Annotated in this window: 22 protein-coding genes and 1 pseudogene; 18 read left to right on the top strand and 5 right to left on the bottom strand. The window is 71.1% G+C overall.

Annotation, left to right across the window (positions count from 1 at the left end; all coding sequences use genetic code 11):
* Nucleotides 1-38 precede the first annotated feature (38 nt).
* The 9 genes from infB to Raf01_RS09335 all read left to right on the top strand — a co-directional run bounded on the left by infB (nt 39) and on the right by Raf01_RS09335 (nt 9255).
* A complete protein-coding gene (infB, locus tag Raf01_RS09295) occupies nt 39-2999 on the top strand; it encodes a translation initiation factor IF-2 (protein WP_203917335.1) in 2961 nt (986 codons plus the stop codon).
* A gap of 85 nt (nt 3000-3084) precedes the next feature.
* Nucleotides 3085-4080, top strand: coding sequence for a TRM11 family SAM-dependent methyltransferase (locus tag Raf01_RS09300; RefSeq protein ID WP_203917336.1), 996 nt, complete (start codon nt 3085-3087; stop codon nt 4078-4080).
* A 130-nt stretch (nt 4081-4210) separates the two neighbouring features.
* Nucleotides 4211-4591: a hypothetical protein gene (locus Raf01_RS09305; RefSeq protein WP_203917337.1), complete on the top strand. Its 381-nt coding sequence runs from the start codon at nt 4211-4213 to the stop codon at nt 4589-4591.
* A 179-nt stretch (nt 4592-4770) separates the two neighbouring features.
* Complete coding sequence (locus Raf01_RS09310; protein WP_203917338.1) at nt 4771-5064, top strand: DUF503 domain-containing protein; 294 nt, start codon at nt 4771-4773, stop codon at nt 5062-5064.
* Nucleotides 5065-5118: 54 nt separating this feature from the next.
* The gene (gene rbfA, locus Raf01_RS09315; RefSeq protein WP_203917339.1) at nt 5119-5610 is read left to right on the top strand and encodes a 30S ribosome-binding factor RbfA; all 492 of its coding nucleotides are present in this window, start codon (nt 5119-5121) and stop codon (nt 5608-5610) included.
* Nucleotides 5607-6623 carry a DHH family phosphoesterase gene (locus tag Raf01_RS09320; RefSeq protein WP_203917340.1) on the top strand — a complete coding sequence of 339 codons (1017 nt, stop codon included), beginning with the start codon at nt 5607-5609 and terminating at the stop codon, nt 6621-6623. Before rbfA ends, Raf01_RS09320 begins: the two co-directional genes overlap by 4 nt.
* A 123-nt stretch (nt 6624-6746) precedes the next feature.
* Nucleotides 6747-7253, top strand: coding sequence for a hypothetical protein (locus tag Raf01_RS09325; protein ID WP_203917341.1), 507 nt, complete (start codon nt 6747-6749; stop codon nt 7251-7253).
* Nucleotides 7250-7504 carry a DUF6186 family protein gene (locus Raf01_RS09330; protein ID WP_203917342.1) on the top strand — a complete coding sequence of 85 codons (255 nt, stop codon included), beginning with the start codon at nt 7250-7252 and terminating at the stop codon, nt 7502-7504. Before Raf01_RS09325 ends, Raf01_RS09330 begins: the two co-directional genes overlap by 4 nt.
* Nucleotides 7505-7935: 431 nt before the next feature.
* Entirely contained in the window at nt 7936-9255 is a 1320-nt protein-coding gene (locus Raf01_RS09335) for an MATE family efflux transporter (RefSeq protein ID WP_203917343.1), read from the top strand.
* 31 nt (nt 9256-9286) lie between these two features.
* Here the strand turns inward: Raf01_RS09335 and Raf01_RS09340 are convergent, their stop codons facing one another.
* On the bottom strand, nt 9287-10402 hold the full coding sequence (locus tag Raf01_RS09340; protein ID WP_203917344.1) for a hypothetical protein: 1116 nt from the start codon (nt 10400-10402) through the stop codon (nt 9287-9289).
* 283 nt (nt 10403-10685) lie between these two features.
* Here Raf01_RS09340 and truB point away from each other — a divergent pair, with 283 nt between their 5' ends.
* The 6 genes from truB to Raf01_RS09370 all read left to right on the top strand — a co-directional run bounded on the left by truB (nt 10686) and on the right by Raf01_RS09370 (nt 17935).
* Nucleotides 10686-11594 (top strand): tRNA pseudouridine(55) synthase TruB, encoded by a 909-nt coding sequence (truB, locus tag Raf01_RS09345; RefSeq protein WP_203917345.1) that lies wholly within the window; start codon nt 10686-10688, stop codon nt 11592-11594.
* An 87-nt stretch (nt 11595-11681) separates the two neighbouring features.
* Nucleotides 11682-12560, top strand: a complete 879-nt coding sequence (locus tag Raf01_RS09350; RefSeq protein ID WP_203917346.1) for an N-acetylmuramoyl-L-alanine amidase — start codon at nt 11682-11684, stop codon at nt 12558-12560.
* 37 nt (nt 12561-12597) lie between these two features.
* A complete protein-coding gene (locus Raf01_RS09355) occupies nt 12598-13521 on the top strand; it encodes a bifunctional riboflavin kinase/FAD synthetase (protein ID WP_203917347.1) in 924 nt (307 codons plus the stop codon).
* A gap of 149 nt (nt 13522-13670) precedes the next feature.
* Complete coding sequence (rpsO, locus tag Raf01_RS09360) at nt 13671-13940, top strand: 30S ribosomal protein S15 (protein WP_203917348.1); 270 nt, start codon at nt 13671-13673, stop codon at nt 13938-13940.
* 240 nt (nt 13941-14180) lie between these two features.
* Nucleotides 14181-16598 (top strand): polyribonucleotide nucleotidyltransferase, encoded by a 2418-nt coding sequence (locus Raf01_RS09365; protein ID WP_203917349.1) that lies wholly within the window; start codon nt 14181-14183, stop codon nt 16596-16598.
* Nucleotides 16599-16606: 8 nt separating this feature from the next.
* Nucleotides 16607-17935, top strand: a complete 1329-nt coding sequence (locus Raf01_RS09370) for a M16 family metallopeptidase (RefSeq protein ID WP_203917350.1) — start codon at nt 16607-16609, stop codon at nt 17933-17935.
* Between the two features lie 61 nt (nt 17936-17996).
* On the opposite strand, the gene Raf01_RS09375 is transcribed toward Raf01_RS09370, so the two are convergent.
* Nucleotides 17997-19511: a glycosyltransferase family 39 protein gene (locus Raf01_RS09375; RefSeq protein WP_203917351.1), complete on the bottom strand. Its 1515-nt coding sequence runs from the start codon at nt 19509-19511 to the stop codon at nt 17997-17999.
* 21 nt (nt 19512-19532) lie between these two features.
* Nucleotides 19533-20996 carry an MFS transporter gene (locus Raf01_RS09380; protein WP_239133474.1) on the bottom strand — a complete coding sequence of 488 codons (1464 nt, stop codon included), beginning with the start codon at nt 20994-20996 and terminating at the stop codon, nt 19533-19535.
* 116 nt (nt 20997-21112) lie between these two features.
* Between Raf01_RS09380 and Raf01_RS09385 the strand changes: the two genes are divergently transcribed.
* Nucleotides 21113-22084, top strand: a complete 972-nt coding sequence (locus Raf01_RS09385; protein WP_239133475.1) for a helix-turn-helix transcriptional regulator — start codon at nt 21113-21115, stop codon at nt 22082-22084.
* Nucleotides 22081-22839, top strand: a complete 759-nt coding sequence (gene dapB, locus Raf01_RS09390; protein WP_203917353.1) for a 4-hydroxy-tetrahydrodipicolinate reductase — start codon at nt 22081-22083, stop codon at nt 22837-22839. Before Raf01_RS09385 ends, dapB begins: the two co-directional genes overlap by 4 nt.
* Here dapB and Raf01_RS09395 read toward each other — a convergent pair.
* Nucleotides 22786-23391, bottom strand: coding sequence for a GNAT family N-acetyltransferase (locus Raf01_RS09395; protein WP_203917354.1), 606 nt, complete (start codon nt 23389-23391; stop codon nt 22786-22788). The genes dapB and Raf01_RS09395 overlap by 54 nt on opposite strands.
* Nucleotides 23392-23547: 156 nt before the next feature.
* Here Raf01_RS09395 and Raf01_RS09400 point away from each other — a divergent pair, with 156 nt between their 5' ends.
* The gene (locus tag Raf01_RS09400; protein WP_239133476.1) at nt 23548-24939 is read left to right on the top strand and encodes a glycosyltransferase 87 family protein; all 1392 of its coding nucleotides are present in this window, start codon (nt 23548-23550) and stop codon (nt 24937-24939) included.
* Here the strand turns inward: Raf01_RS09400 and Raf01_RS09405 are convergent.
* Nucleotides 24928-25317: pseudogene (locus Raf01_RS09405) on the bottom strand (GNAT family N-acetyltransferase); the annotation flags it as partial. The gene Raf01_RS09400 and the pseudogene Raf01_RS09405 overlap by 12 nt on opposite strands.
* Between the last annotated feature and the right edge of the window lie 82 nt (nt 25318-25399).

A 25399-nucleotide genomic window follows, 5' to 3' on the forward strand; every position in this document is an offset into this window, starting at 1 on the left:
GCGGGTGCTGCCCGCGCGACCTCGGAGTGAGGAGTGCAGTGGCAGGTAAGGCCCGCGTACACGAGCTGGCTAAGGAGCTCGGGGTCGAAAGCAAGACCGTACTGGCCAAGCTTCAGGAAATGGGTGAGTACGTAAAGTCGGCATCGAGCACGGTGGAGGCTCCCGTCGCGCGTCGGTTGCGCGCGTCGCTGGAGGCTTCCGGTGTGGTGCCGGCCGCCGCGCCATCGCCGCCCGTTGCGGCGGCAGCCCCGGCGCCGGCGGCGGGTGTCGCCGAACCCAGGATCTCGGCGAGGCCGGCTCCGCCACGGAAGATGGCGCCGCCGGCGAAGAAGGCAACCCCGGTTCCCAGCGCGCCGCCGGTCGTCAAGCCGGCGAGCGCCCATGACATCGAGGTCGCGGCGGCCGAAGCTCGCGCCGCGGCACTCAAGGCAGAGCAGGCGGCCGCCGTCAAGGCACAGCAGGCCGCCCGGCAGCGCCCGGCGGGCGAGGGCGGCACCGCGACCGCGCCGAAGCCCGGTCCGGGTGCGGTACCCCCGCGCACGACCGGTCCGGCCGGTGGCGCTCCGAGCGCTCCCGCTTCGGGGGCACCTCGTCCCGGTGGCAACCGTCCTCCACGACCGGGCGGGAACAACCCGTTCGGCATCAGTGGCGGCGGCGCCCGGCCGACTCCGGCCGGCATGCCCCGGCCCAACCCGGCTTCCATGCCACCCCGGCCCAACCCGGCTTCGATGGGTGGGCCGCGGCCGAGTCCTTCGCAGATGCCCAGCCAGCGCCCCGGTCGCCCGGCTGACCGAGAGCGTCCGGGTCGTCCGGGTGGCGGTCCCGCCGGTGCCGGTCGTCCGGGCGGTGGCGGTGGCTTCCGCGGCGGTCCCGGTGGTGGTGGCGGCGGTGGCGGTGGCTACCGCGGTGGCCCCGGTGGTGGCGGCGGCGGTGGCGGTGGCTACCGCGGTGGCCCCGGCGGTGGCGGCGGCGGTGGCGGTGGCTACCGCGGCGGTCCCGGTGGTGGCGGCGGCGGTACCGGCACGGGTACCGCTGGTGCTGGCCGTCCGGGTGCCGGTGGCCGTGGCCGTGGCGGCGGCGCCGCGGGTGCCTTCGGGCGCCCGGGTGGCAAGCCGGCCCGTGGTCGCAAGTCGAAGAAGCAGCGCAGGCAAGAGTTTGACAACCTGTCCGCCCCGACGATGAGTTCGGGTGCCCCGCGGGGGCAGGGCCAGGCTGTCCGGTTGCCGCGCGGTGCTTCGCTGTCCGACTTCGCCGAGCGGATCAACGCCAACCCCGGTTCGCTGGTCCAGGAGATGTTCAACCTGGGCGAGATGGTCACCGCGACCCAGTCGTGCACCGACGAGACGCTGCTGCTGCTCGGCGAGCACCTGGGCTTCGACGTGCAGATCGTCACCAAGGAGGAGGAGGACCGGGAGCTGTTGGCCCGGTTCGACATCGACCTCGACGCCGACATCGCCGAGGACCGGCTGGTCACCCGGCCGCCGGTGGTGACCGTGATGGGTCACGTCGACCACGGTAAGACCAAGCTGCTCGACGCGATCCGCTCGAGCAACGTGGTCGAGGGCGAGGCCGGCGGCATCACCCAGCACATCGGTGCCTACCAGGTCCACGTCGAACACGACGACCGGGACCGGGCGATCACGTTCATCGACACCCCGGGTCACGAGGCGTTCACCGCCATGCGTGCCCGTGGTGCCCAGGCCACCGACATCGTGGTGCTGGTGGTGGCGGCGGACGACGGTGTCATGCCGCAGACCATCGAGGCGCTCAACCACGCCAAGGCGGCCGAGGTGCCGATCGTGGTGGCGGTAAACAAGATCGACAAGCCGGAGGCGAACCCCGACAAGGTACGCCAGCAGCTGACCGAGTACGGCCTGGTCGCCGAGGAGTATGGCGGCGACACGATGTTCGTCAACATCTCGGCGAAGAGCCGGCTGAACATCGACGGCCTGCTGGAAGCGGTCCTGCTCACCGCCGACGCGGCGCTCGACCTGCGGGCTCCGATCGACGGGCAGGCGCAGGGCATCGCGATCGAGGCGCACCTGGACCGCGGTCGCGGCCCGGTCGCCACGGTGCTGGTGCAGAAGGGCACGCTGCGCGTCGGTGACGCGATCGTGGCCGGTGACGCGCACGGTCGCGTCCGGGCCATGCTCGACGAGAACGGCAAGCAGGTCCCCGAGGCCGGTCCGGCCCGTCCGGTGCTGGTACTCGGTCTGACCGCGGTACCGGGAGCCGGCGACACGTTCCTGGCCGTGGCCGAGGACCGCACCGCCCGGCAGATCGCCGAGCAGCGGCAGGCCCGCGACCGCGCCGCCCAGATCGCCAACCGCGGCGGTCGGGTGACCCTGGAGAACCTGCTCGACCGGATCAAGGAGGGCGAGAAGACCACGCTCAACCTGATCCTCAAGGGCGACGTCTCCGGTTCGGTGGAAGCCCTGGAGGACGCACTCGTCAAGATCGAGATCTCGGACGAGGTGCAGCTCCGGATCATCCACCGGGGTGTCGGTTCGGTCACTCAGGACGACGTCAACCTGGCCAGCGCGTCGGACGCGATCATCATCGGGTTCAACGTGCGCGCCGAGGGCAAGGTCCGCGACTACGCCGACCGCGAGGGCGTGGAGATCCGGTACTACACCGTGATCTACCAGGCCATCGAAGAGGTGGAGTCGGCGCTCAAGGGCATGCTCAAGCCGGAGTACGAAGAGGCCGAGCTGGGTTCGGCGGAGATCCGCGAGATCTTCCGGTCGTCCAAGGTCGGCAACATCTCCGGTTGCATCGTCCGGTCCGGGCTCATCCGGCGCAACGCCAAGGCCCGGCTGCTGCGCGACGGTTCGGTGGTGGCGGAGAACCTCACCATCTCGTCGCTCAAGCGGTTCAAGGAGGACGCGACCGAGGTCCGCGAGGGCTTCGAGTGCGGTCTGACTCTGGGCAACTACAACGACGTCAAGGTGGGCGACCTCATCGAGACGTACGAGATGCGGGAAAAGCCGCGCGCGTGACGCCGGCCTGAACGAAGCCCGGACCCCGTCGACGGGGTCCGGGCTTCGTCGCCTCTGACCGGTCGAGAAACCCAGAGAGGATGTTGTGACCAGGTACGCGCTGCTCATCGCGCCGTCGTCGAACCGGGTGTACGCGGACGCCTCGATCCGTCTCACCCAGGCCGAGTTGGCCATCTTCGCCCCCCGACTGTCCACGCCGCCGACCGATGTCCGGGAGCTGCGTCTCGGCGGGGTGCGCTACGTCGGGTTCGAGGCCGAGCTGACCGATGGCGACGTGGCGTACCTGGCCAACCTGTCCTCGATCTACGCGCTCTTCGCGCTCACGGGCGACGACCTGCTGCGCCCGGTCGAGCTGCGCCCTCTCGACCGGTACGACGACGACCTGATCACCATCCCGAAGTACGCCGGCAAGACCAACGAGCAGTTCACCAAGCTGCTGCTCAACGCGACCGTGCTGGGTAGCGACGCCGGCCCGGCCATGCTGGAGCGGCAGCTGACCGTGCTGGATCCGTTGTGCGGCCGGGGCACCACGCTCAACCAGGCGCTGATGTACGGGTACCACGGCATCGGCATCGAGGTGGACGGCAAGGACGTCGACGCGTACTCGGCGTTCCTGCGTACCTGGCTCAAGCGCAAACGGGTCAAGCATCACGCGGAGAACAACCCGGTGCGCCGGGATCGCAAGCTGGTGGCCCGGCGGTTCGAGGTGACCATCGGCGGCGCGCAGAAGCTGACCGTGTTCAGCGCGGACACCACGAGGGCCCGGGAGTTCCTCCGGGCCGGGTGCGCGGACGTGCTGGTCGCGGACGCGCCGTATGGGGTGGCGCACGTCCCGGGTTCGAGCGGCCGCAGCCGGGGCGTGGCGGACCTGCTGCACGCCGCCGTACCGGTCTGGGCCGAACTGCTGCGGCCGGGCGGCGCGATCGGGCTGGCCTGGAACACGTACCTGGCCGGCCGTCAGGACGTCGCGGACATCTTCGCCAAGAACGGACTGACGGTGCTGGACGGGTCCGGATACGACGACCTGGAGCACCGGGTCGATCAGGCGATCATCAGGGACGTACTGGTCGCCCGGAAATGATCGAGCTACGGTGTGAGATGCGTTCGGCGTCCATCGATATCTGACGCGATCCGTCGCCGGCGCGACCATGCCGGGGACCGCGATCACGGGGCGTGCAGCGCGGTCGAGCAGGCGGAGATCGGGGAAGACGATGTCCGAGTACTGGTGGTCGATCGAGGTTCTCGACGGCGGATTCTCCGCCGAGCTGTGGCGCGGCGCGCACGGCAACTCGCTCATCGAGGCGGCGGTGACCCGCGGCGCTGTCGACTGGAACTGGGAGCGCCACTCCTGGGGGACGGTTTTCGAGATCGCGTTCCGGGATTCCGATGCCTGGGCCGGATTCCGGATCCTGCCGGCCGTGACGGCGGCGCTGGACGCGGTACCGGACCCGGTGAACGGCCTGATGATCTACCAGGGCCGGGGTGGCAGCTCCAGCACCGCCGACCGGCGCCGGCCGAAGCCGAGGTCGGGGGCGGGTGCGGCCGAACTGCCCCGCGAGCCGGACCCGGTGATCATCGCAGCGCTCGGCTGAGGCCACCGGCCTGGGCTCGGCGCGCCTGGCGCCGTGCAGACCTCCCTGGGTGCGTCTGGCGCCGCGCAAACCATCCCTGAGCGCGGCGCGCCACGCTGCGACCGGAGCCGGTCGGGCCCCTGGCGCGGCGAGCAATACCAGGCAGCGCGACGGGCGACGAAGCGCTAGCCTCACTCAGCGTGTATACCGGTACCGCGCTTTTTGATCTCATGTTGCCCGGTGATTCGCGGTCGTTGAAGACGAAACGGTCATATGTCCGGCCGATCATCGCCGCCCTGCGGAAGTTCGAGGTGTCCGTGGCCGAAGTCGGGGCACTGGATCGGCATGGGCGAACCGAGATCGGAGTGGCCGTCGTCGCGCCCGACGCGGGTCACGTGACGGAGGTTCTCGACGCGTGTGAGCGGCTCGTCGCCGGCCGTCCCGAGGTCGATCTGCTGTCCGTCAGGCGCCGCCTGCACGGTGACGACGAGTGAGTTTGACTTAGGTAATGTCTGAGTGTTCAGCGGCTAGTCCAGCGGAGGTGTGAGATGACGGATCCAGCGCGGGTACGTCGGCATGCGGAGCGGGTCCGGGAATTGGTGGCCTCCGTCGTGCGTACCCAGATCAAAGATCCTCGGCTGGGCATGATCACGATCACCGACGCCCGGATCACCGCCGACCTGCGAGACGCCACGGTGTTCTACACCGTGCTCGGGGACGCGGCCGAGGAAGCCGCCACCGCGGCGGCGCTGGAGAGCGCGAAGGGCATGCTGCGCAGCACCGTCGGCAAGGCACTGGCGCTTCGCCATTCGCCGACCCTGACCTTCGTCCTGGACAACGTCCAGGATCACGTCAAGCACATCGACGAGCTGCTCGCCGCCGCCCGCGAGTCCGACGCCGAGGTGGAGCGGCAGGCGGCCGGCGCGCATTACGCCGGGGACCCCCAGCCGTACCGACTGGAGGACGAGCAGGAAGAGGCGGAGGAGTCCGACCCGGACACGCAGCCGGCAGCCGGCACGCCGGACGAGGAATCCCGGTGACCGCGGCCGCACCCGCGGCGCCGTTGCGCGCGAGTACCGAGGACGAGTGGGCGAGTGCCGTCGCGGCCATCCGCGGACTGCCGGCCGACGGCACCATCCTGCTGGTCTGCCACGTCAATCCGGACGGTGACGCGTTGGGCAGCATGCTCGGCTTCGGGCTGGGCCTGCGTCGGCTCGGCCGTGCTCCGCTGGCCACGTTTCCGGCCCCGTACGAGCTGGTTCCGCCGTTCGACGAGCTGCCCGGTCTGGACCTGCTCATCGACCCGGCCGACGCGCCGGCAGCGCCCGACCTGCTGATCTGCTTCGACGCCGCGAGTGTGGGCCGGCTGGGGGAGCTGGCCGACCGGCTGGAGACCGCGGGCACCAGCGTCGTGCTCGACCATCACGCGTCCAACTCGCGGTTCGGCGACGTACCGATCGTGGAGCCCACGGCGGCGGCCACCGCGGTCGTCGCGGAGGCCCTGCTGACCCGGCTCGGAGTGGCGCTCGACGCCCAGATCGCGGAGTGCCTGTACGTCGCGCTGTCCACCGATACTGGATCGTTCAAGTTCGACCTGACCACGCCGTCCGTGCACGAGCTGGCCGCGCGGCTGCTGGCGACCGGGATCAAGCCGGCGGACATCTCCCGGCGGCTGTTCGACAGCCGGCCGTTCGGCGCGATGAAGCTGTACGGCGACGTGCTGGCGCGAGCGAGCCTGGAGCCGGCGGCCGCCGGTGGGGCCGGCATGGTGTGGTCCTACGCGACGCTGGACGACCTGGAGCGCCACGGTCAGCGTAGGCACGTGCTCGAGGGACTCATCGACGCCGTACGGGTAGCCGAGGAGGCGGACGTCACCTGCGTCCTGAAGCAGGTTGGCGCGCAGGAGTGGTCGGTGTCGCTGCGCAGCAAGGGTGCGGTGGACGTGGCCCGGGTAGCGGTCGGGCTGGGCGGTGGCGGGCACCGGCTGGCGGCCGGGTTCACCGGGTACGGATCGTTGACCGAGGTGGTCGACCTGGTGCGTGCCGCGCTCTGACGCCGGCTCCCGTCGCGGGCTCTTCGGGCGGCTCCGGTCGCGGGTGAAACGGCTCTGCCGCCGGCCGCCGTCGCGGGTGAACGGCTCTGCCGCCAGCCGCCGTCGCGGGTGAACAATTGAGCGATGGTACGGGTGCTGGTTCTGGCGCTACTGGCGCTGGTCGGGGCCCTGTTCCCGTCGTTCTCGCCGGCCGCGAACCTGTACGTGCTGGTGGTCGGCGGCACGCTGGCCTGGCTCGCGCTGTCCGGCCGGCTGGCCCGTCGTGCGCTCGCCGGCCCGCTGCCGGCGACGACTCCCGCCCCGGTTCTCGTCGAGGCCCCGCTGCCTGTCGAGGCGCCGGTGCCCGTTGAGGCCCCGATGTTCACCCCGACCACCCCGACCACCCCGGTCGCGGCCGGCCCCGGCCCCGCGGCCCGGGAGGCTTCCAGCCGGCTGTCACCGGCGGCCGCCTGGTGGCTGGTGCCCGTATTGCTGCTGGGCGTCGTCGAATTGACCGATCTCGCGCTCGGCTCGACCTACCCGCACCCGACCCTGTCGAACCTTCTGGATCCCGTCCTGGACCACTACCCGGTCCGGGCGGCGGCGTACTTCGGCTGGCTGGCGGCGTTCTGGTGGCTGGTACGCCGATGAGCCTGACCCGGGAGCTGGCGATCGGCGGGTACCTCGCCGCCGCGCTCACCGTCGTCGCGCTGGAGCTGCTGGCCCGCCGCACCGGGTCGAGGCTGCCCACGCTAGGCCGGCTGTGCGAGTCCCTGCTGCGGCTCCGAATCGGGCTGCGGTTCCGGGCCGGGCTGCGGTTCCGGGCGGGTGGCCTGCCGGTCGGGCGGATCGCCGGGTACGCGGTCTGGTGCTGGCTGGGATGGCACCTCTTCGCGAGGTGATCACACTCGGGAATCGCCAATGCGACGGATCGTCACCTTAACGAGCGTTCCAGAATTCGGGATCGATGTGCATTGCGTGGGACCTGAACGATAACTTGGGTTTCGAGAACGAGCAGGGTCTACCGGCCCGCACCAGCGCCGGCGGCCCCCCTCCGGCAACCCCGGACCGGGTGGCGGGCGATCGCGACGGACAGCGCCGCTGTGAGCGGCGGACGTTCGCGTAGTTACCGTTTTTCCCGGAAGGAACCCATCATGCCGACGTCGACCGTGACGCGGACCGAGTCCCAGGCGCAGACCAAGCCGCAGCCGTCCGAGGACGAGCGTGAGCAGGCTCGTCGCGCCCTGCAGACCTCCATGGACACCCGTCAGTAGCCAAACCTGAGGTTGTAGCGGCTGCCGCGTCTTCCGGTCCTTACCGGAGCCGTGCCATCATGGTCGGCGTGACGGCGACGGCAGACCCCTCGACGCCGCGCCGGATCGCGCAATTGGCGATACCGGCGCTTGTCGTCCTCGCGGCCGAGCCGCTGTACCTGCTGGTTGACACCGCTGTCGTCGGGCACCTCGGCCGGGTACCGCTGGCGGCTCTCGCGGTCGGCGGAGTGGTGCTCACGTTCGCCGCCTGGTTCGGCACCGTCATCGCCTACGGCACCACCGGCCGCTCCGCGCGCCAGTTCGGGGCAGGATCCCGCGCGTCCGCGGTCTCCGAGGGCGTCCAGGCTTCCTGGCTGGCGCTGGCACTCGGGCTGGTCATCCTGCTCGCGGCCCAGGCGCTGGCCGGGCCGGTCACGCGTACCCTCGCCGGCAACCCGGAGGTGGCCCGCTCGGCCGCCGTCTGGTTACGGGTCGCCGCGCTGGGCGTACCGGGCCTGCTGGTCGCCACGGCGGGCAACGGCTGGATGCGAGGGATCCAGGACACCAAGCGCCCGCTGCGCTACGTGCTCGGCGCCAACCTGCTGTCCGCCGTGCTGTCCCCGATCCTCGTGTACGGGCTGCGGTTCGGGCTCGTCGGGTCGGCGATCGCCAACGCCACCGCGCAGATCGTTTCCGGCACGCTGTTCGTCCGTGCCCTGGTGGCCGAGCGGGTACCGCTCCGGCCACAGCCGGCGATGATCCGGGCTCAGCTGCGCTTCGGCCGGGATCTCGCCGTGCGCGGGTTGGCGTTCCAGGCGTGCTTCCTGTCCGCCACCGCGGTGGCCGCCCGGTTCGGTGCCGCGTCGGTGGCCGCGCACCAGGTCGCGTTGCAACTGTGGAACTTCTGCGCGCTCGCGCTCGACGCGGTGGCCATCGCGGCCCAGTCGTTGGTCGGCGCCGCACTCGGTGGCGGCCGGGTCGCCGAGGCACGCTGGCTGGGCCGGCGGATCGCCGCGATCGGGCTGGTCTGTGGCACGGCGTTCGGGTTGGTGATCCTGGCCGGGGCGCCGGTGCTGCCGCGACTGTTCAGCTCTGACCCCGAGGTGCATCACCAGGCGATGATCGCGTGGCCCTGGTTCGTCGGGATGCAGCCGCTGGCCGGCGTGGTGTTCGCGCTGGACGGTGTGTTCATCGGAGCGGGAGACGTCGGGTACCTGCGGAACCTGACCATCGTCGCGGCGCTGGGCGGTTTCCTGCCGATGATCTGGCTGGCCTACGGGCTGCGGTTGGGCCTGGGCGGAGTCTGGGCCGGCCTGACCCTGTTCATCGTGATCCGGCTGGCGTTGCTGCTGTACCGGCTGACCACCGAGCGCTGGCTGGTGACCGGTACCGTCCGCTGACGCGGCCGGTACCGGTCCGGCTCAACCGGTCTCAGCAGGTGTTGGAGATGTCCAGGCTGCGGTCCGGGTCGAACATCGAGTCCGGGTCCTCCGTGCTGCTGCCGCCGCCACCGAGGTCCATCTGCGGTTGGCCGGGTGCAATCAGTCCCTTGTCGAACTCGTCGCAGTCCACGTTGGACCCGTACGACTCCGACTCGTCCACCCACAGGCCCTGGTCGCTCTTCTCGACGTCCGACGTGCTCGGCACGTCCCAGGTCACGGTGTCGTGGATGACCACGAGGTTGTCGCCCGGCTCGGAAGCCGGCTCGTCGAACGCGTACACCCACACGTAGTTGGTGATGATCTCGATCTCGCGTACGTCGTTGCTGTTCGTGGCCGCGCGGAACGTGGTCCGGCCCTGCACCCTCGGCGAGAACTTGGACAGCTTGTGACCGGGCGCGACCTGGGTCGCGTACGTGCTGAACTGGTCGGAGCTGAAGTCCTTCCTCAGGTCGTCACGCTCTCCGCCGGAGACCAGCGCGAGGAACGCGGACGGGTCGCGGTTGACCACCATCTTCGAGTCCAGCCGCGCCGCGACCAGGGCGTTGTGCACCTGGTTCAGCGCGGCCTTGACCTGGGCGGTGCTGAAGCCGCTGACCGCGGCGGCGGCGGGCATGGTGATCCCGTCGGCACCCTCGGGGTAGTTGGCCGCGGGCGTCCCCTCGAACGGCGCGTTCGGGTTGGCGTGCGCAGTGCTCGTGGCGGAGTCGCCGTGGGGCGGGCTGATCGTCGCGTACGCGTGCGCGCCGCCGCTGTTGTCGTCGTTCATGCCGTGGATGACGCCGACGGTCACCACGACCGCGATGGCCACTGCGGCGACGCCGACCCTGATGAGAATGATCTTCCCGACCCGGGCCAGGCCCTTGGGCTGCGGTGGTGGCGGCGGGACGTACTGCCCCCAGCCGGGCGGCTGCTGGGCGGTGCCCCACCCGGACTGCTGCGGCGCTCCCCAGCCGGGCTGCTGCTGCGCGGCACCCCAGGCCGGCGTGTCCTGAGGCGTACCGGTCGCGGGGGGAGTCCACCCCGGCGGCGTGCCCTGGGTCGGCGCGCCCTGGGGCGGCACACCCTGGGCCGGCATGCCCTGAGCCGGCATACCCTGAGCCGGCATGCCCTGAGTCGGCACACGCTGGGATGGCGGACCCTGGGGCGGCATGGCCTGGGGCGGCATGCCCTGCGGCGGCAACGGCTGCGTCGGCGGATAGCCCGGCTGCGTGGGCGCCGCCGGCACACCCGGTGGCGGCGGCACCGCAGGCGTCGGGTCAGGCTGTGGAGACGATGCGTTCGGATCCGGGAACACGAGTGGCCGTCCTGAACTTGGGGGTCAACGGCCGTCGATTGTGTCAGGTCACGTCGAACACGGCGGGCCCGGCCGGGCATGAAAGGGTGTGCCGGTGGAACCGACCGGCCTCATCGTGGTGGACAAGCCCGGCGGGATGACCTCGCATGACGTGGTGTCCCGGGTACGCCGACTCGCCAGAACGCGGCGCGTCGGGCATGGCGGCACCCTGGACCCGATGGCCACAGGGGTGCTCGTGATCGGCGTCGGGCGCGCGACCCGCCTGCTCACCTACGTGATCGGGTCGGACAAGGTGTACCGCGCGACGATCCGGCTCGGGCAGTCGACCGTCACCGACGACGCCGAGGGCGACGTGGTCTCGGCCGTACCCGCCGACGACATCACCGACGAGGGGATCCGGGCCGGTATCGCCGCGCTGACCGGGCGCATCTCGCAGGTACCGAGCGCGGTCAGCGCCATCAAGGTCAACGGCCAGCGCTCGTACGCCCGGGTACGGGCCGGTGAGGACGTGGCACTGAAGCCACGGGAGGTCACCGTGGCGCGGTTCGACCTGCTGGCGCAGCGGCGGCTGCCCGGGCTCGTCGACCTCGACGTCGAGGTGGCGTGCTCGTCGGGTACCTATGTCCGGGCGCTCGCCCGCGACCTCGGCGCCGCACTCGGCGTCGGCGGCCACCTCACCGCGCTGCGTCGCACCCTGGTCGCGGCGGCCAGCCACGCCGGCGCGGCCGGATTCACCCTGGCCGAGGCGGCCACCCTCGACGATCTGGCCGAGCGGGACGATCCGGTGACGCTGAGTTTGGCCGAAGCGGCGGGGCGGTTCTTCCCGAGGCGCGAGGCGAACCCGGACGAGGAGCGGGTGCTGCGCCACGGCGGCTCGCTGGCCCCGATCGGCCTGACCAGCCCGTACGCCGTGTTCGCAGCGGACGGCGAGGTGCTGGCGATCGTCGCGGAGCGGGACGGCCGGGCGCGGCCGGAGGTGGTTCTCGCACCCGCCGGGGCGTGACGGCACGTAGCATGACCCGGTGCCCGCGCCCGGTGGCGAGTCAAGCCGGCGCGGCCCGAGGACCACGTCCGGTGAGGGGATGAGCGTATGAGGGTCCGCCCTCGGCTCGTGACACTGGCGGTCGCGTGCGCGGCCGTCGGACTGACCGCATTCGTCGCCGGCTGCGGCAACCACGCCGCGGGCGCCATCTGGGCGGCACCGGCGGCGTCCGGCTCCGCGGTGCCCGGTTCCGCGAAGGTGTCCGCCCCGGCCGGACCGGCGGCGTCCGGACCGACCGGCTCGCCGATCTCCGGCCGGTTGTCGCTGGCCTCGGTCGCCGGCAAGGTGATCGTCATCGACCCGGGGCACAACGGCGGCAACGTCACGCAGCCCAAGCTCATGGCCAGTCCGGTGCCGATGGGCACCGGTACGAAGGCATGCGACACCACCGGTACCGAGACCAACTCCGGGTACCAGGAGGCGGCGTTCACCTGGGACGTCTCCGTCCGGCTGGCCGCGCTCCTGCGCTCGGCCGGGGCAAAAGTGATCATGACCCGGAACAACAACACCGGTGTCGGGCCGTGTGTCGACGAACGGGCGGCCATCGGCAACGACAACCACGCGGCGGTCGCCATCTCGATCCACGGCGACGGCGCGCCGGCCAAGGATCACGGGTTCCACGTGCTGGAACCGAAGCGGGTGGGAGCGCCGTCCAACGCGATCATCGCGCCCTCCCACCAGCTGGCGCTCAAAATCCGGGACAACTACCGGGCGCGGACCGGCATCCCGCCGGCGAACTACATCGGTACCGACGGCATCAACACCCGCGGCGATATGGGCGGCCTGAACCTGTCGGTGGTACCGAAGGTGCTGGTGGAGTGCGGCAACATGCGCAACGCCGGTGACGCCGCGATGATGACCAGCCAGACCTACCGCCAGCGGATGGCCGAGGGGCTGGCAGCCGGCCTCGCGGCGTTCCTGGCCTGAGCCCAGGCCGGTCGGCACCGACGGATATTCTTGAGCCGTGCAGCGTTGGCGGGGGTTTGAGGCGGCACCCGGCGGGTGGGGCCGCTCGGTGGTGACGATCGGCGTCTTCGACGGTGTGCACCGCGGGCATCAGGAGATCATCGGGTACACCGTGAAGCGGGCCCGTGACCTGGGCATCCAGTCCGTCGTGGTCAGCTTCGACCCGCACCCGGCCGAGGTCGTGCGCCCCGGTTCGCACCCGGCCGTGCTGACCCAGCCGGCCCGCAAGGCCGAGCTGATCGAGGCACTCGGGGCCGACGTGCTGTGCGTGATCCCGTTCACCCCGGACTTCTCCCACCGCTCGCCCGAGGAGTTCGTGCACGACGTGCTCGTCGAGCACCTGCACGCCGCGCTGGTCGTGGTGGGGGAGAACTTCCGTTTCGGCCACCGGGCCGCGGGCGACATCGAGCAGTTGCGGCAGCTGGGTCGCACGTTCGGGTACGCGGTCGAGGGCGCGCCGATGGTCGCCGTCGACGGGCTGGTCTTCTCCTCGACGTACATCCGGTCCTGTGTCGACGCGGGTGACGTGCGGGCCGCCGCGGCGGCACTGGGCCGGCCGCACCGGATCGAGGGGATCGTGGTGCGCGGCGACCAGCGCGGTCGCGAGCTGGGCTTCCCGACCGCCAACCTGCTGTGCCCGCCCCGCACCGCCGTCCCGGCCGACGGCGTGTACGCGGGCTGGTTGATCCGCCGGGACCAGCGGCACCGGACGGCGGTGTCGATCGGTACCAACCCGACCTTCTCCGGCCAGGAACGCCGGGTTGAGGCATACGTCCTTGATTTCGACGGCGACCTGTACGGGGAACGGCTGGCCATCGACTTCGTTGATCACCTGCGTGAGCAGCGCACCTATGACAGCCTCCCGCCGCTGATCGCCCAGATCGAACAGGACGTAGCGGACGCGCGGGACGTCCTATCCTGATCCGCCGACCCGCCGAGGTGCAGGACACCTGCTGGGACGCCCGGAGACCTACTGGTAATGTTGACCGGACGCCGGGTTACCGGCGTGGCTCCGCGTGCCTGCTCGACGCCGTGGGTGCGGGGCCGCTGACACCCATCGATAGGGAGATCATGGCGCTCGCCGCTGAACTCAAGACAAAGATCATGCAGGAGTACGCGACCGTCGAGGGCGACACCGGTTCGCCGGAGGTGCAGGTCGCGGTCCTGAGCAGGCGGATCTCGGACCTGACCGAGCACCTGCGCACGCACAAGCACGACCACCACAGCCGTCGTGGCCTGCTGCTGCTGGTCGGCCGCCGCCGCCGACTGCTGAACTACCTGCAGAAGACCGACATTCAGCGCTACCGTTCGCTCATCGAGCGACTCGGCTTGCGCCGATAGGACCTTCTCGGGGGAAGCGACCGGCTGTCGCTTCCCCCGAGCCATAACCACCTAGGGCATCGACCTCGACGATCGGGAGCCAGGTCGGCGCGGACGCCATACGCTGCGGTCGGCCGCCAAGTGCACCGGTCCTCGGTAGTGGTCCTCGGGACGAGATCTCGCCCGTGGACTTCGATCGAAGACCGGCCGCCTGGACGCTCCCCGAGGTCGTACCCACGACCGAAGGAGTACTCGGTACCGATGTCCGATCAAGACACACTAGGCACCCAACACAGCAAGGCCGTCATCGACAACGGGTCGTTCGGGACCCGCGAGGTGACCTTCTCCACCGGCCGGCTGGCCCGTCAGGCCGCCGGTTCCGTGATCGCCCAGCTCGGCGACACCGTCGTGCTGTCCACGACCACCGCCGGTAAGTCGCCGAAGGACCAGTTCGACTTCTTCCCGCTGACGGTCGACGTCGAGGAGCGCATGTACGCGGCGGGCCGGATCCCCGGCTCGTTCTTCCGCCGCGAGGGCCGTCCCACCGAGGACGCGATCCTCACCTGCCGCCTCATCGACCGCCCGCTGCGTCCCAGCTTCGTCAAGGGCCTCCGCAACGAGGTCCAGGTCGTCGAGACCGTTCTGGCGCTCGACCCGAAGCACCCGTACGACGTCGTGGCGATCAACGCCGCGTCGATGTCCACCAAGCTCTCCGGCCTGCCGTTCTCCGGCCCGATCGGGGCGACCCGGGTGGCGCACATCGACGGGGTGTGGGTGTCCTTCCCGACTCACGAGGAGTTGGAGCGGGCCACCTTCGACATGGTCGTCGCCGGCCGGGCGCTGCCCGACGGCGAGGTCGCGATCATGATGGTCGAGGCCGAGGCGACCGAGCAGACCGTGACCCTGGTCGCCGGTGGCGCCACGGCACCCACCGAGGAGATTGTGGCCGGTGGCCTGGAGGCCGCCAAGCCGACCATCCGTGAGCTGTGCCGGGCCCAGGAGGCGCTGGCCGCGGTGGCCGCCAAGCCGACCGTGGAGTTCCCGGTGTTCCTGGACTACCAGGACGACGCGCTCACCGCCGTCCAGCAGGCGGTCGGCGAGCAGGTGGCCGAGGCGCTGCGCATCGCCGGCAAGGCGGAGCGCGAGGACGCCCTGGACCGGATCAAGGACGCGGCGCACGAGCAGCTCGACGGGCAGTTCGAGGGCCGCGAGAAGGAGATCAGCGCCGCCTTCCGGTCGGTGACCAAGAAGGAGGTGCGGTCCCGGGTCCTGCGCGACCAGGTCCGCATCGACGGGCGCGGGCTGCGCGACATCCGGCCGCTGACCGCCGAGGTGCAGGTGCTGCCGCGGGTACACGGGTCGGCGCTGTTCGAGCGCGGCGAGACCCAGATCCTCGGCGTCACCACGCTGAACATGCTGCGCATGGAGCAGGCGCTGGACACCCTGTCGCCGCAGAAGACCAAGCGCTACATGCACAACTACAACTTCCCGCCGTACTCGACCGGTGAGACCGGCCGGGTGGGCGCGCCGAAGCGCCGGGAGATCGGGCACGGTGCGCTGGCCGAGCGGGCCCTGATCCCGGTGCTGCCCTCGCGCGAGGAGTTCCCGTACGCGATCCGGCAGGTGTCCGAGGCCCTCGGCTCGAACGGTTCCACCTCGATGGGCTCGGTGTGCGCGAGCACGATGTCGCTGCTGTCCGCTGGTGTGCCGCTCAAGGCGCCGGTGGCCGGCATCGCGATGGGCCTGATCTCCGATGAGGTCGACGGCAAGACCGCGTACGTGACGCTGACCGACATCCTCGGTGCCGAGGACGCGTACGGCGACATGGACTTCAAGGTCGCCGGTACCAGCGAGTTCGTCACGGCCCTGCAGCTGGACACCAAGCTCGACGGCATCCCGTCCGACGTGCTCGCCGGTGCCCTCCAGCAGGCGCACGACGCCCGGCACACGATCCTCGCCGTGATGGCCGACGCGATCACCTCGCCGGCCGGCATGTCGCAGTTCGCGCCGCGGGTCACCACGATCAAGATCCCGGTCGACAAGATCGGCGCGGTGATCGGCCCGAAGGGCCAGATGATCAACGCGATCCAGGACGAGACCGGCGCCGACATCACCATCGAGGACGACGGCACGATCTACGTCGGCGCCACCGACGGCCCGTCGGCCGACGCGGCGGTGGAGCGGATCAACGCGATCGCCAACCCGACCCTGCCGAAGATCGGCGACAAGTTCCTCGGCACCGTGGTGAAGACGGCCGCGTTCGGCGCCTTCATCTCGCTGCTGCCCGGCCGCGACGGCCTGCTGCACATCTCCAAGGTGGGCAACGGCAAGCGCATCGACCGGGTCGAGGACTTCCTCAACGTCGGCGACAAGGTCGAGGTTCAGATCGCCGACATCGACCAGCGCGGCAAGATCTACCTGGACAAGGTGCGCCCGGAGGGCGAGGAGGCGCCGGCCGCCGAGGCCGGTGGCGACCGCCCGGCCGGCCGTGACCGGGGCGACCGTGGTCCGCGCGACCGCGGCTCGGACCGGGGAGAGCGCGACCGCGGGCCGGGTCGGGGCCTCGACCGCGGGCCGTCCGCCGAGCGCGGGCCGGCCGGCGAGGAGGGCTCCGGCGACGACACCGGTGAGGCCGGCGGGGACGATGAGGCCCGCCGTCGCCGTCGGCGCCAGCGCTGACCGCGAACGTGCCACGTCGCGACGCGGCGGCGCGGTCCGGCAAGGCCGTCACCACGACGCTCGACGCTGACCCGCTGGGCGGCACGGTACGCCGTACCGTGCTGCCCAACGGGCTGCGCGTACTGACCGAGGCGATCCCCGCGATGCGCAGCGTCTCGTTCGGCATCTGGGTCGCGGTCGGCTCGCGGGACGAGTCGCCCGGCCTGTCCGGCGTCTCGCACTTCCTGGAGCACCTGCTGTTCAAGGGCACCGGGAAGCGCAGCGCGTTGGAGATCGCCGCCCAGATCGAGGCGGTCGGCGGGGAGACTAACGCGTTCACCACGAAGGAGTACACCTGCTACTACGCGCGGGTACTCGACGCTGACCTGCCGCTAGCCGTCGACGTCATGTGCGACCTGGTCGCCTCGTCGGTGCTGGCCGAGCCGGACGTGGAGACCGAGCGTGGCGTGATCCTCGAAGAGATCGCCATGCACGACGACGAGCCCGACGACGAGGTGCACGACCTGCTCACCTCGGCGGTCTACGGCACCCACCCGCTCGGCCGGTTGATCTCGGGTACCGCCGAGACGGTCAGCGCGATGACCCGGCGGCAGATCCAGAGCTTCTACCGTCGCCGGTACGTGCCGGCGAACATGGTGATCGCCGCGGCCGGCAACCTGGACCATGCCGCAGTCGTGAAGATGCTGCGCAACACTCCGCTGGGTAGCGGCGAGGCGGCCGAGCCGACGCCGTACCGCTCGGCGCCCAAGCTCGTACCGGCGAAGCCGGCGACGGTGGTGGTGCGCGACAAGGAGACGGAACAGGCCCACCTGGTCCTGGGCGGGCCGGCTATCGCCCGCACCGACGATCGGCGCTTCGCGCTCGGCGTTCTGAACAACGTGCTCGGCGGCGGGATGTCCAGCCGGCTGTTCCAGGAGATCCGGGAGAAGCGCGGGCTGGCGTACTCGGTGTACTCGTACACCTCGCAGTATGCGGACGCCGGAGTCTTCGCGGTCTACGCCGGGTGCGCTCCCGGCAAGGTCGACGAGGTTCTCGCGCTGGCCCGGGCGGAGCTTGCCAAGGTCGCCGCCGATGGGCTGGGCGACAACGAGATCGCCCGTGGCCGGGGCATGGTCAAGGGCTCCCTGGTTCTCGGCCTGGAGGACACCGGGTCGCGGATGAGCAGGCTGGGCAAGGGCGAACTGCTCTACCCCGAGCTGCTGTCCGTCGACGACCTGCTGGCCCGGGTCGACGCGGTCACCACCGAGCAGGTCCGGGAGGTCGCCGCGGACGTGCTGACCAAGCCGATGTCGCTGGCGGTGGTGGGTCCGTTCGACGGGGACCACTTCACGATCTGATTTCGTCCCGTCTGAGCGCAGCCGGAGCCGGTCTGTGGCGGAGGCGAGCACAGACAGCGATTTACCCGCGCCGCACCAGCAGGCTGATCATTCCCTGGTCCCTGGTCCAGGTGCCGGCAATCGTGTACCGGGCACGCAGCGCGACCATCTTCGGGGTCCCGTTGTCCAACGGGTGGCCCGGATGCAGCGGTGTGACCAGCCAGATCCGCCGGGTGTCTCGCAGGCAGGCGGCGGTGTCGACGCACTCCCGGGCGTCGAGCGAGTCGAGCCGGGCGGCGTCGTCGGTCAGCAGCAGGTCACGGGGCGCCCGGGCCGGCGGTGACCAGGCGTGCCTGCCCAGGTAGTGCTCCATGGTCGGGCGCAGGGACCAGGCGAAATCGCCGTAGACCAGCCCGTCGCCGGGGACAGCGCGGGCCTCGATCACGCCCGCCATGCCGCGTGCGTCCGGCGACGTGTGGGTCTGACGCGTCACGATCTGCGCCGGCAGCGCCTCGACGGCGAGCAGTCCCAGCACCACCGCCGCGCGCAGGGCCACCGGGGGCCGGGCCGGCGCGGTGACCGCCGAGGCGGCCAGGATGGCCAGTGGCCCGAGCGCGAAGGTGCCGTACCGGGGGACCCAGACCGGTACCGCGAGCGACACGAGCAACATCAGCCCCACGGGTACCAGGGCCAGGGCGGCCAGCTCGGCCGCGGTACGGCGGCGGCGCACCGCGGCGGCCACCAGCGCCAGGGCACCGAGCAGGAAGGCCACCTGGGGACTGAGCATGATCCGCTCCGGTACGGCGGCCACGTCACGCCAGGTCGGCGTCGTCACCCAGGCGAGTTGGATCTGCTGCTGCCGGCTGCCGAGGACGACCAGCGGCCCGAGCGCGACGACCGCCGCCCCGGCGACCGGCAGCATCCGCAGCAGTGCCCGGTCCCGCCGCGGGTACCAGCGGATCCCGACGATGATCAGGTGCGCGACGAGGACCGTACCGGCGAGGATGTGCACCACGCCGGTGAGCAGCAGGCAGCCCGCGTACCCCGACCAGCGGCCCCAGGACGGCCGGTCCACGGCGCGGTACAGCGCCAGGGTGCTCAGCGTGGCCAGAGCGAACGCCAGGGCGTACGGCCGGGCCTGGGCGCTGTAGTAGGAAAGCGCCGGGATCGCGACGCAGATCAGCGCCGCGACCAGTCCGGTCGCCGGCCCGATCAGCCGCCGGCCCAGCTCCCCGACCAGGCCCACGCCGAGCGCCATGGCGATCAGCGACGGCGCCCGCAGGGCCAGGTCGGAGGTGCCGAAGATCCCGGTCCAGAAGTGGATGAGCAGGTAGTACGGGGTGATCACGCCATCCACGTGGCCGGCCAGCCCGAGGATCTGCCCCACCGAACGGCCGGCCGCGGAGATCGTGGCGCCCTCGTCCCAGTCCATCGACACCGCGGTGATCCGGTACGAGCCCACCGCCAGCATCCCGGCCGATCCGGCGACGAACGGCACCCACCCCGGTACGGCGGTGCGCGGCGGTGACGGTGACTCGTGCGGCTCGTCGTCCGGTGGCCCGGGAGGAGTCTCCTCGACAATCCTGCTAGTCGACACAGAGTTACATTTTACGGGCCCTTAGTGACTCAGCGTGGCTGAACGTGAACCTACCTCGGTTACCTGCGGCGCCGGCGCGGCCGGCCGAGGCAGGAACAGCGCGAGGCACCCGGCCGCCAGTGTCAGCAGCGCCTCGATCCCGCTGGTCACCGCCTCCGAGTGGCCGGAGGGCGAGGTGGCCGCCTGGGTCAGGTACAGGGTGCCGAACGTGGCGACCCCGACGACGTTGCCCAGCTGGGTCACGGTGGTGAGCAGGCCGCTCGCGTCGGCCGCGTCGGCCGGCGCCACGTGGCTGAGCGCCACCGTCAGCAGCGGGGAGAACGCCGACCCGAAGCCGAACCCGAAGAGCACCTGCGAGACGTAGAACAGCGTGCCGGGGGCGTCGCCGTTCCGGATCGCCAGGAGCAGCAGGACCAGGCTCGCCGTACCGACGATCAGGCCGGCCGGGACCATCCGCCGGTACGTGTGGCCGGGCAGCCGGCGCCAGTTGAGGCTCGCGATCGCGAAGCAGACGGCACCGGGTACGAAGGTCAGGCCGGCACGCAGCGGACTGAAGCCCAGGCCGGACTGCAGGTGCAGGGCCAGCGTGAACAGGAATCCGCCGTACGAGCTCATCAGCGCGAAGATCGTGATCATCGCGACCACCATGCCGGGGGAGCGCACCACCCGGGCCGGGATCAGCGGGGAACTGGCCCGCCGCTCGACGGCCACGAACACGGCCAGCAGCACCGCCGAACCGGCGAGGCACAGCCAACCCCACAGCGGCCACCCCTCTTCGTGACCGAACACCAGCGGTACCACGAGGCCCAGGACCGCCAGCGACAGCACGATCAGGCCGGGCAGGTCGAGTCCTCGGCCCGGCTCGCCGTGGTCGCGGGGCAGGGAACGCAGGCCGGCGAGCACCAGCACCACGCCGATCGGCACGTTGATCAGGAAGACCGGGCGCCATCCGGTGCCCCACAGGTCCGCGCTGACCAGGACGCCACCGACCACCTGACCGGCGATCGCACCGGCGGCGATCACCGCGGCGTACATGCTCAACGCCCGCATCCGCTCGCGCCCGGTGAACTGGCGCTGGATCAGGCTGAACACCTGCGGGATCATGAGCGCCGCGCCGGTGCCCTGGATCAGCCGGAAGGCGATCAGCATCCCGGACGAGGCGGACAGCCCGCAGGCCAGCGAGGCGACCGTGAACAGGGCGAGGCCGCCGAGGAAGAGACGCCGGTGGCCCAGCCGGTCGCCGAGCCGGGCGCCGGTGATCAGGAGCATGGCGTAGGCGATGGTGTAGCCGGTAATGATCATCTGGAGCCCGCCGCCGCTGGCGTGCAGGTCATGCCGGATGGTCGGGGCTGCGACGTTGGTCACCTGTACGTCCAGGATGGCCATGAACTGGCCGACCAGCAGGATCGTTAGTAGTGCGCCTGGACGGTGCGCCGGCACCGCCGCGGATCGCCGGTGGGTTGCCGCCGGGGCAGGTGATCTCACGGTCGTTTGTTCCATGACACCAAGAGTCCACAGGTTCCCGGTGCTGTGGGAGTTGCCGTTGATCCTGGTACTGGCGCCACCTGGCAACTGGTACCGCCGGTGCGGACTATGGGGGGATGACCATGCCACAGGCGGGGGTACGCCGGGTCGAGCTGGCGCAGTTCCTGCGCAGCCGCCGGGCCCGGATCAGGCCGGACGACGTCGGCATCCCGACCGGACTGCGCCGCCGCACTCCCGGGCTGCGCCGGGAGGAGGTCGCTCAGCTCGCCGGGGTCGGTGTGACCTGGTACACGTGGCTGGAGCAGGGCCGGCCGATCAACGCGAGCGTGCAGATTCTCGACGCCATCGCCCGTACCCTGCGGCTCGACTACGCCGAGCGGGCGCACCTGTACCGGCTCGCCGAGGTTCCCGCGGTCGTCGCCGAGGACACCCACGAGGAGCTGAGCCGCGAGGTACAGACGGTGCTCGACAGCCTCGAGCCGCTGCCCGCCGTGGTCTACAGCGGCCGGTACGACCTGCTCGCCTGGAACCGCACCTACGCCGCCCTGCTGCCGGGGGCGGTCGACGCCGCGCCCCAGGAGCGCAACGTCCTCTGGCAGATGTTCACTGTGCCGGGCTGCTGCTCGGCGATGGCCCGCCGGGAGGTCGAGCTGCCCCGGCTGGTCGCGACGTTCCGGGCCGCGTTCGCCCGGCATCTGGGGGAGCCGTCGTGGACCGGGTTCGTTCGCCGGCTGTGCGCGGCCAGCCCCGAGTTCGCGCGGATGTGGGCGAACCACGACGTCGCCGGCCCGGGTAATCAGCTGAAGGCGTTCCAGAACGTGCTGGGCAGGACCCTGTCGACCGTCTCCACCAGCTTCGCGGTCTCCGCCACCCCGGAGGCGCGGATGGTGGTCTACACGCCGGTCGACGACCAGGCCCGGGAGCTGCTCAAACTGGTCACACTCAACCCGCCGACCGAGATCGGCTGCCCGAAGCACCGGCACCCCGCGGGTGTGCGCGCTCCGCTGTCGGTCGCTCCGGTGTCCGCTGCTCCGGTGTCGGTTGCCCCGGTGTCCGCTGCGGCGGATTCCGATAAGTTGATCGCGTGACTGATGAGCGCGAACCGATCCGTGTAGGTGTGCTGGGCGCCCGGGGGCGGATGGGCACCGAAGCCTGCCGCGCCGTCGACGCGGCCGACGACATGGAACTGGTGGCGATGATCGACCAGGGCGACGGCCTGTTCAGCGCGTCGGACGCCGCCGCCCAGGTGGTCGTGGACTTCACCACGCCCGATGCGGTGATGGACAACCTGCACTGGTGCATCGACCAGGGGATCAACGTGGTCGTCGGGACCAGCGGGTTCACCGAGCACCGGCTCGACCGGGTACGCACCTGGCTGTCGCACAAGCCGCAGGTCGGCGTCGTCATCGCGCCCAACTTCGCGGTCGGCGCCGTGCTCATGATGGAGTTCGCGGCGCGTGCCGCGCGGTTCTTCGAGTCCGTCGAGATCATCGAGCAGCACCACCCGAAGAAGGTGGACGCACCGAGCGGGACGGCGCTGAACACCGCGTCCGTGATCGCGGCGGCCCGCGTCGAGGCCGGCCTGGGCGACGTACCGGACGCCACGACGGACGAGATGGACGGCGCCCGTGGCACCCGGGTCAACGGGATCCACGTGCACTCCGTCCGGGCCAGTGGACTGGTGGCGCACCAGGAGGTGCTGTTCGGTACGGTCGGTGAGACGCTGACCATCCGGCACGACTCGTACGACCGGGCGTCCTTCATGCCCGGTGTGCTGCTGGCGATCCGGTCAGCCGTCCAGCGCCCCGGCCTCACCGTCGGGCTCGGTGCTCTCCTCGATTAGGGAGACGTGCAGGCGCGCCTGCGGTACCAGCAGATCCTCGACATCGAGCGACCGGGTCGCGCCGTCGGGCTGCCAGCCGGCGCTGGTCAGGAAGTTGATGGTCGCTTTGTCCTGCTGGTACGCCCAGGCCACGGCGGTGTCGAAGCCGTCCGGGCGCCAGAGGTCCACCGCGGCGGACAGCAGCCGGCTGCCGTGCCCGCGCCGACCCCACCTCGGCTCCACCAGCAGGTCGGTGATCGCCGCGACATTGTCGCCCAGCGTGCCGGGTTCCTCACTGGGAGCCAGGGCAACTTCGTCCGGTGGCCCGGCCGCCAGGAACCCCACCAGGTAAGATTCATCAGCTTGCTCCACGGCCACCAGGAGGCGATGCCGGTCGGACGGCGGGCTCACCACGGCCTCCCGCCACTGCTGCGCCATCCAGTCCTCGTCGAGCTGGTCGAGAACGTGCCTGGGTAGCAGCCGCCGGTATGCGGTGCGCCAGGTCGACAGCTGAATCCGTGCGATCTCGCCGGCGTCCTCGGGACGGGCCGGTCGGACGTACCCGAGCGCCATGGGCTTAGCCTACGGGGACGTACGGGCGGAGATCGCCCGGGCCGTCGGGGCCGGGTCACCGGGCTGCCGGCGGATGGTTTCCGTGGGCCGGGGTCGGGCGGCTCGGGGGGAGGTAGCACGCCGTGGGCTGGCGGCGTGCGGATCTGGAGGGACAGAGTGGGTCGCAAGGTCGCCATCGTCGTGGGTCTGGCCGCCGTGGCCTTTGCCTTCCTGGCCGTCTTCGCGACCCGGCACGGCTTCTTCGACCTGAAGGTCTACTACGGCGCGACCAACTACTGGGCGCACGGGCACGGTGAGATCTACGACTACCTGAAGCCGCTCAGCAAGTACGGCTACACGTACCCGCCGTTCGCCGCGCTGACCATGCTGCCCATGGCGGTACTGCCGTGGGTGGCCACGATCGTGATCAGCGTGGCGGCCACCGTGGTGGTGACCCTGGTGATCATCAAGTGGTTCATGCGGCCGGTGATCGACCGGTACCGGTGGACCCCGTGGTTCACGGTCGCCGTGGTGGCGGTGTTCGCCGCGGTCTTCGAGCCGCTGCGCGAGACGGTCAACTTCGGCCAGGTCAACATGATCCTGGTGTTCCTGGTGGTCGCGGACCTGATCGTGCTGGTTTACGACCGGCCGGCGGCGTCGCCGGGCAGCCCGAGCCGTGCCTGGGGTGGGGTGGGCATCGGCCTGGCCACCGCGATCAAGCTGACTCCGGGCGTGTTCATCCTGTACCTGCTGCTGGCCCGCAAGTTCCGGGCGGCGGCCGTGTCGATCGCCACCACGGCGGCGGCAACGATCGCGGCCGGTCTGGTCGCCCCGCACGCCTCGCGGATCTTCTGGACCGACGCGGTCTTCGACACCGACCGGGTCGGCTCGCTGGCGTACATCTCCAACCAGTCGCTGAAGGGCTTCACCGCCCGGCTGAACCCGGCCCACCCCAACTCGGTGGTGTGGGCCGTGCTGGTGCTGGCGGCGCTGGCGGTCTGGGGGTGGCAGCTGCGCCGGACCCTGCGACTCGGCGACGACCTGGCCGGGCTGGCGCTGACCGGAGCGATGGGCTGCCTGGTCAGTCCGGTGACCTGGGTACATCACCTGGTCTGGCTGCTGCCGGCGATGCTGTTGCTGGCCGGCCGGGCGCTGCTGGCCACCGGCCGCCGCCGGATCCGGTTGTCGATCTTCACGCTGGCTCTGTACGTGCTGCTGTCCAGCAAGCTGGTCTGGCCGTACGACAACCACTTCACCGGCTGGGGCATGCTGTTCAGCAACGCGTACGTGCTGGCCACCGTCGTGCTGCTGGTGTGCCTGCCGCTGTCGGAGACCACGCGACCGGCGGTCGCCGACGCGACCCTCGCGGCGGAGGGGCGCGCCGAGTCGGACGTACCGGAGCCGGAGCGGGCGGGGTCAGCCCGCACGGTAGGTGTAACGGACCTCGGGAAGCTCGATGACGCCGCCGCCGACGCCCCGCATCGGGTAGGTGGCGGTCGCACCGTCGGGGCGGAAACCCAGACGCGCGTAGAACCCGCGGGCGGAGGCGTTCGCCTCCAGTACCCATAGCCGCACCTCGTCCCAGCCCCGCTCGGCGAGCCGTCGCAGGGCGGCGGTCATCAGAGATCGGCCCGCTCCGGTGCCCCAGGCGGGCGGGTCCACGTAGATCGCGACGATCTCGCCGGCGGTCTCGTCGAGTGCCTGACCGTCCCGGTAGGGGCCGAAGTGCACGTACCCGACCGTGGTCTCGCCGTCGACCGCGAGCAGGATCTCGTGCAGGCTCGGCTCGGACATCCGCTGCTGGTACCGGGCCGAGCGGGTCGGGACGTCCATGGCCGACAGCACCTCATCGGGCACGATTCCGGCATAGGCCCGCTGCCAGCACTCCACGTTGATCCGCACGATGTCCTGTGCGTCGGGTGGCGTCGCGGCACGTAGCGTCAGCATGGCGGCGAGGATAGCGGCTCCGCCCCGGGCCCTGTCCTGCCGATCGTTGCCGGCCCGCGGCGGGCCCAGCCGCCGGCGGCGA

Source organism: Rugosimonospora africana (assembly GCF_016862975.1).
Classification (GTDB): Bacteria; Actinomycetota; Actinomycetes; order Mycobacteriales; family Micromonosporaceae; genus Rugosimonospora; species Rugosimonospora africana.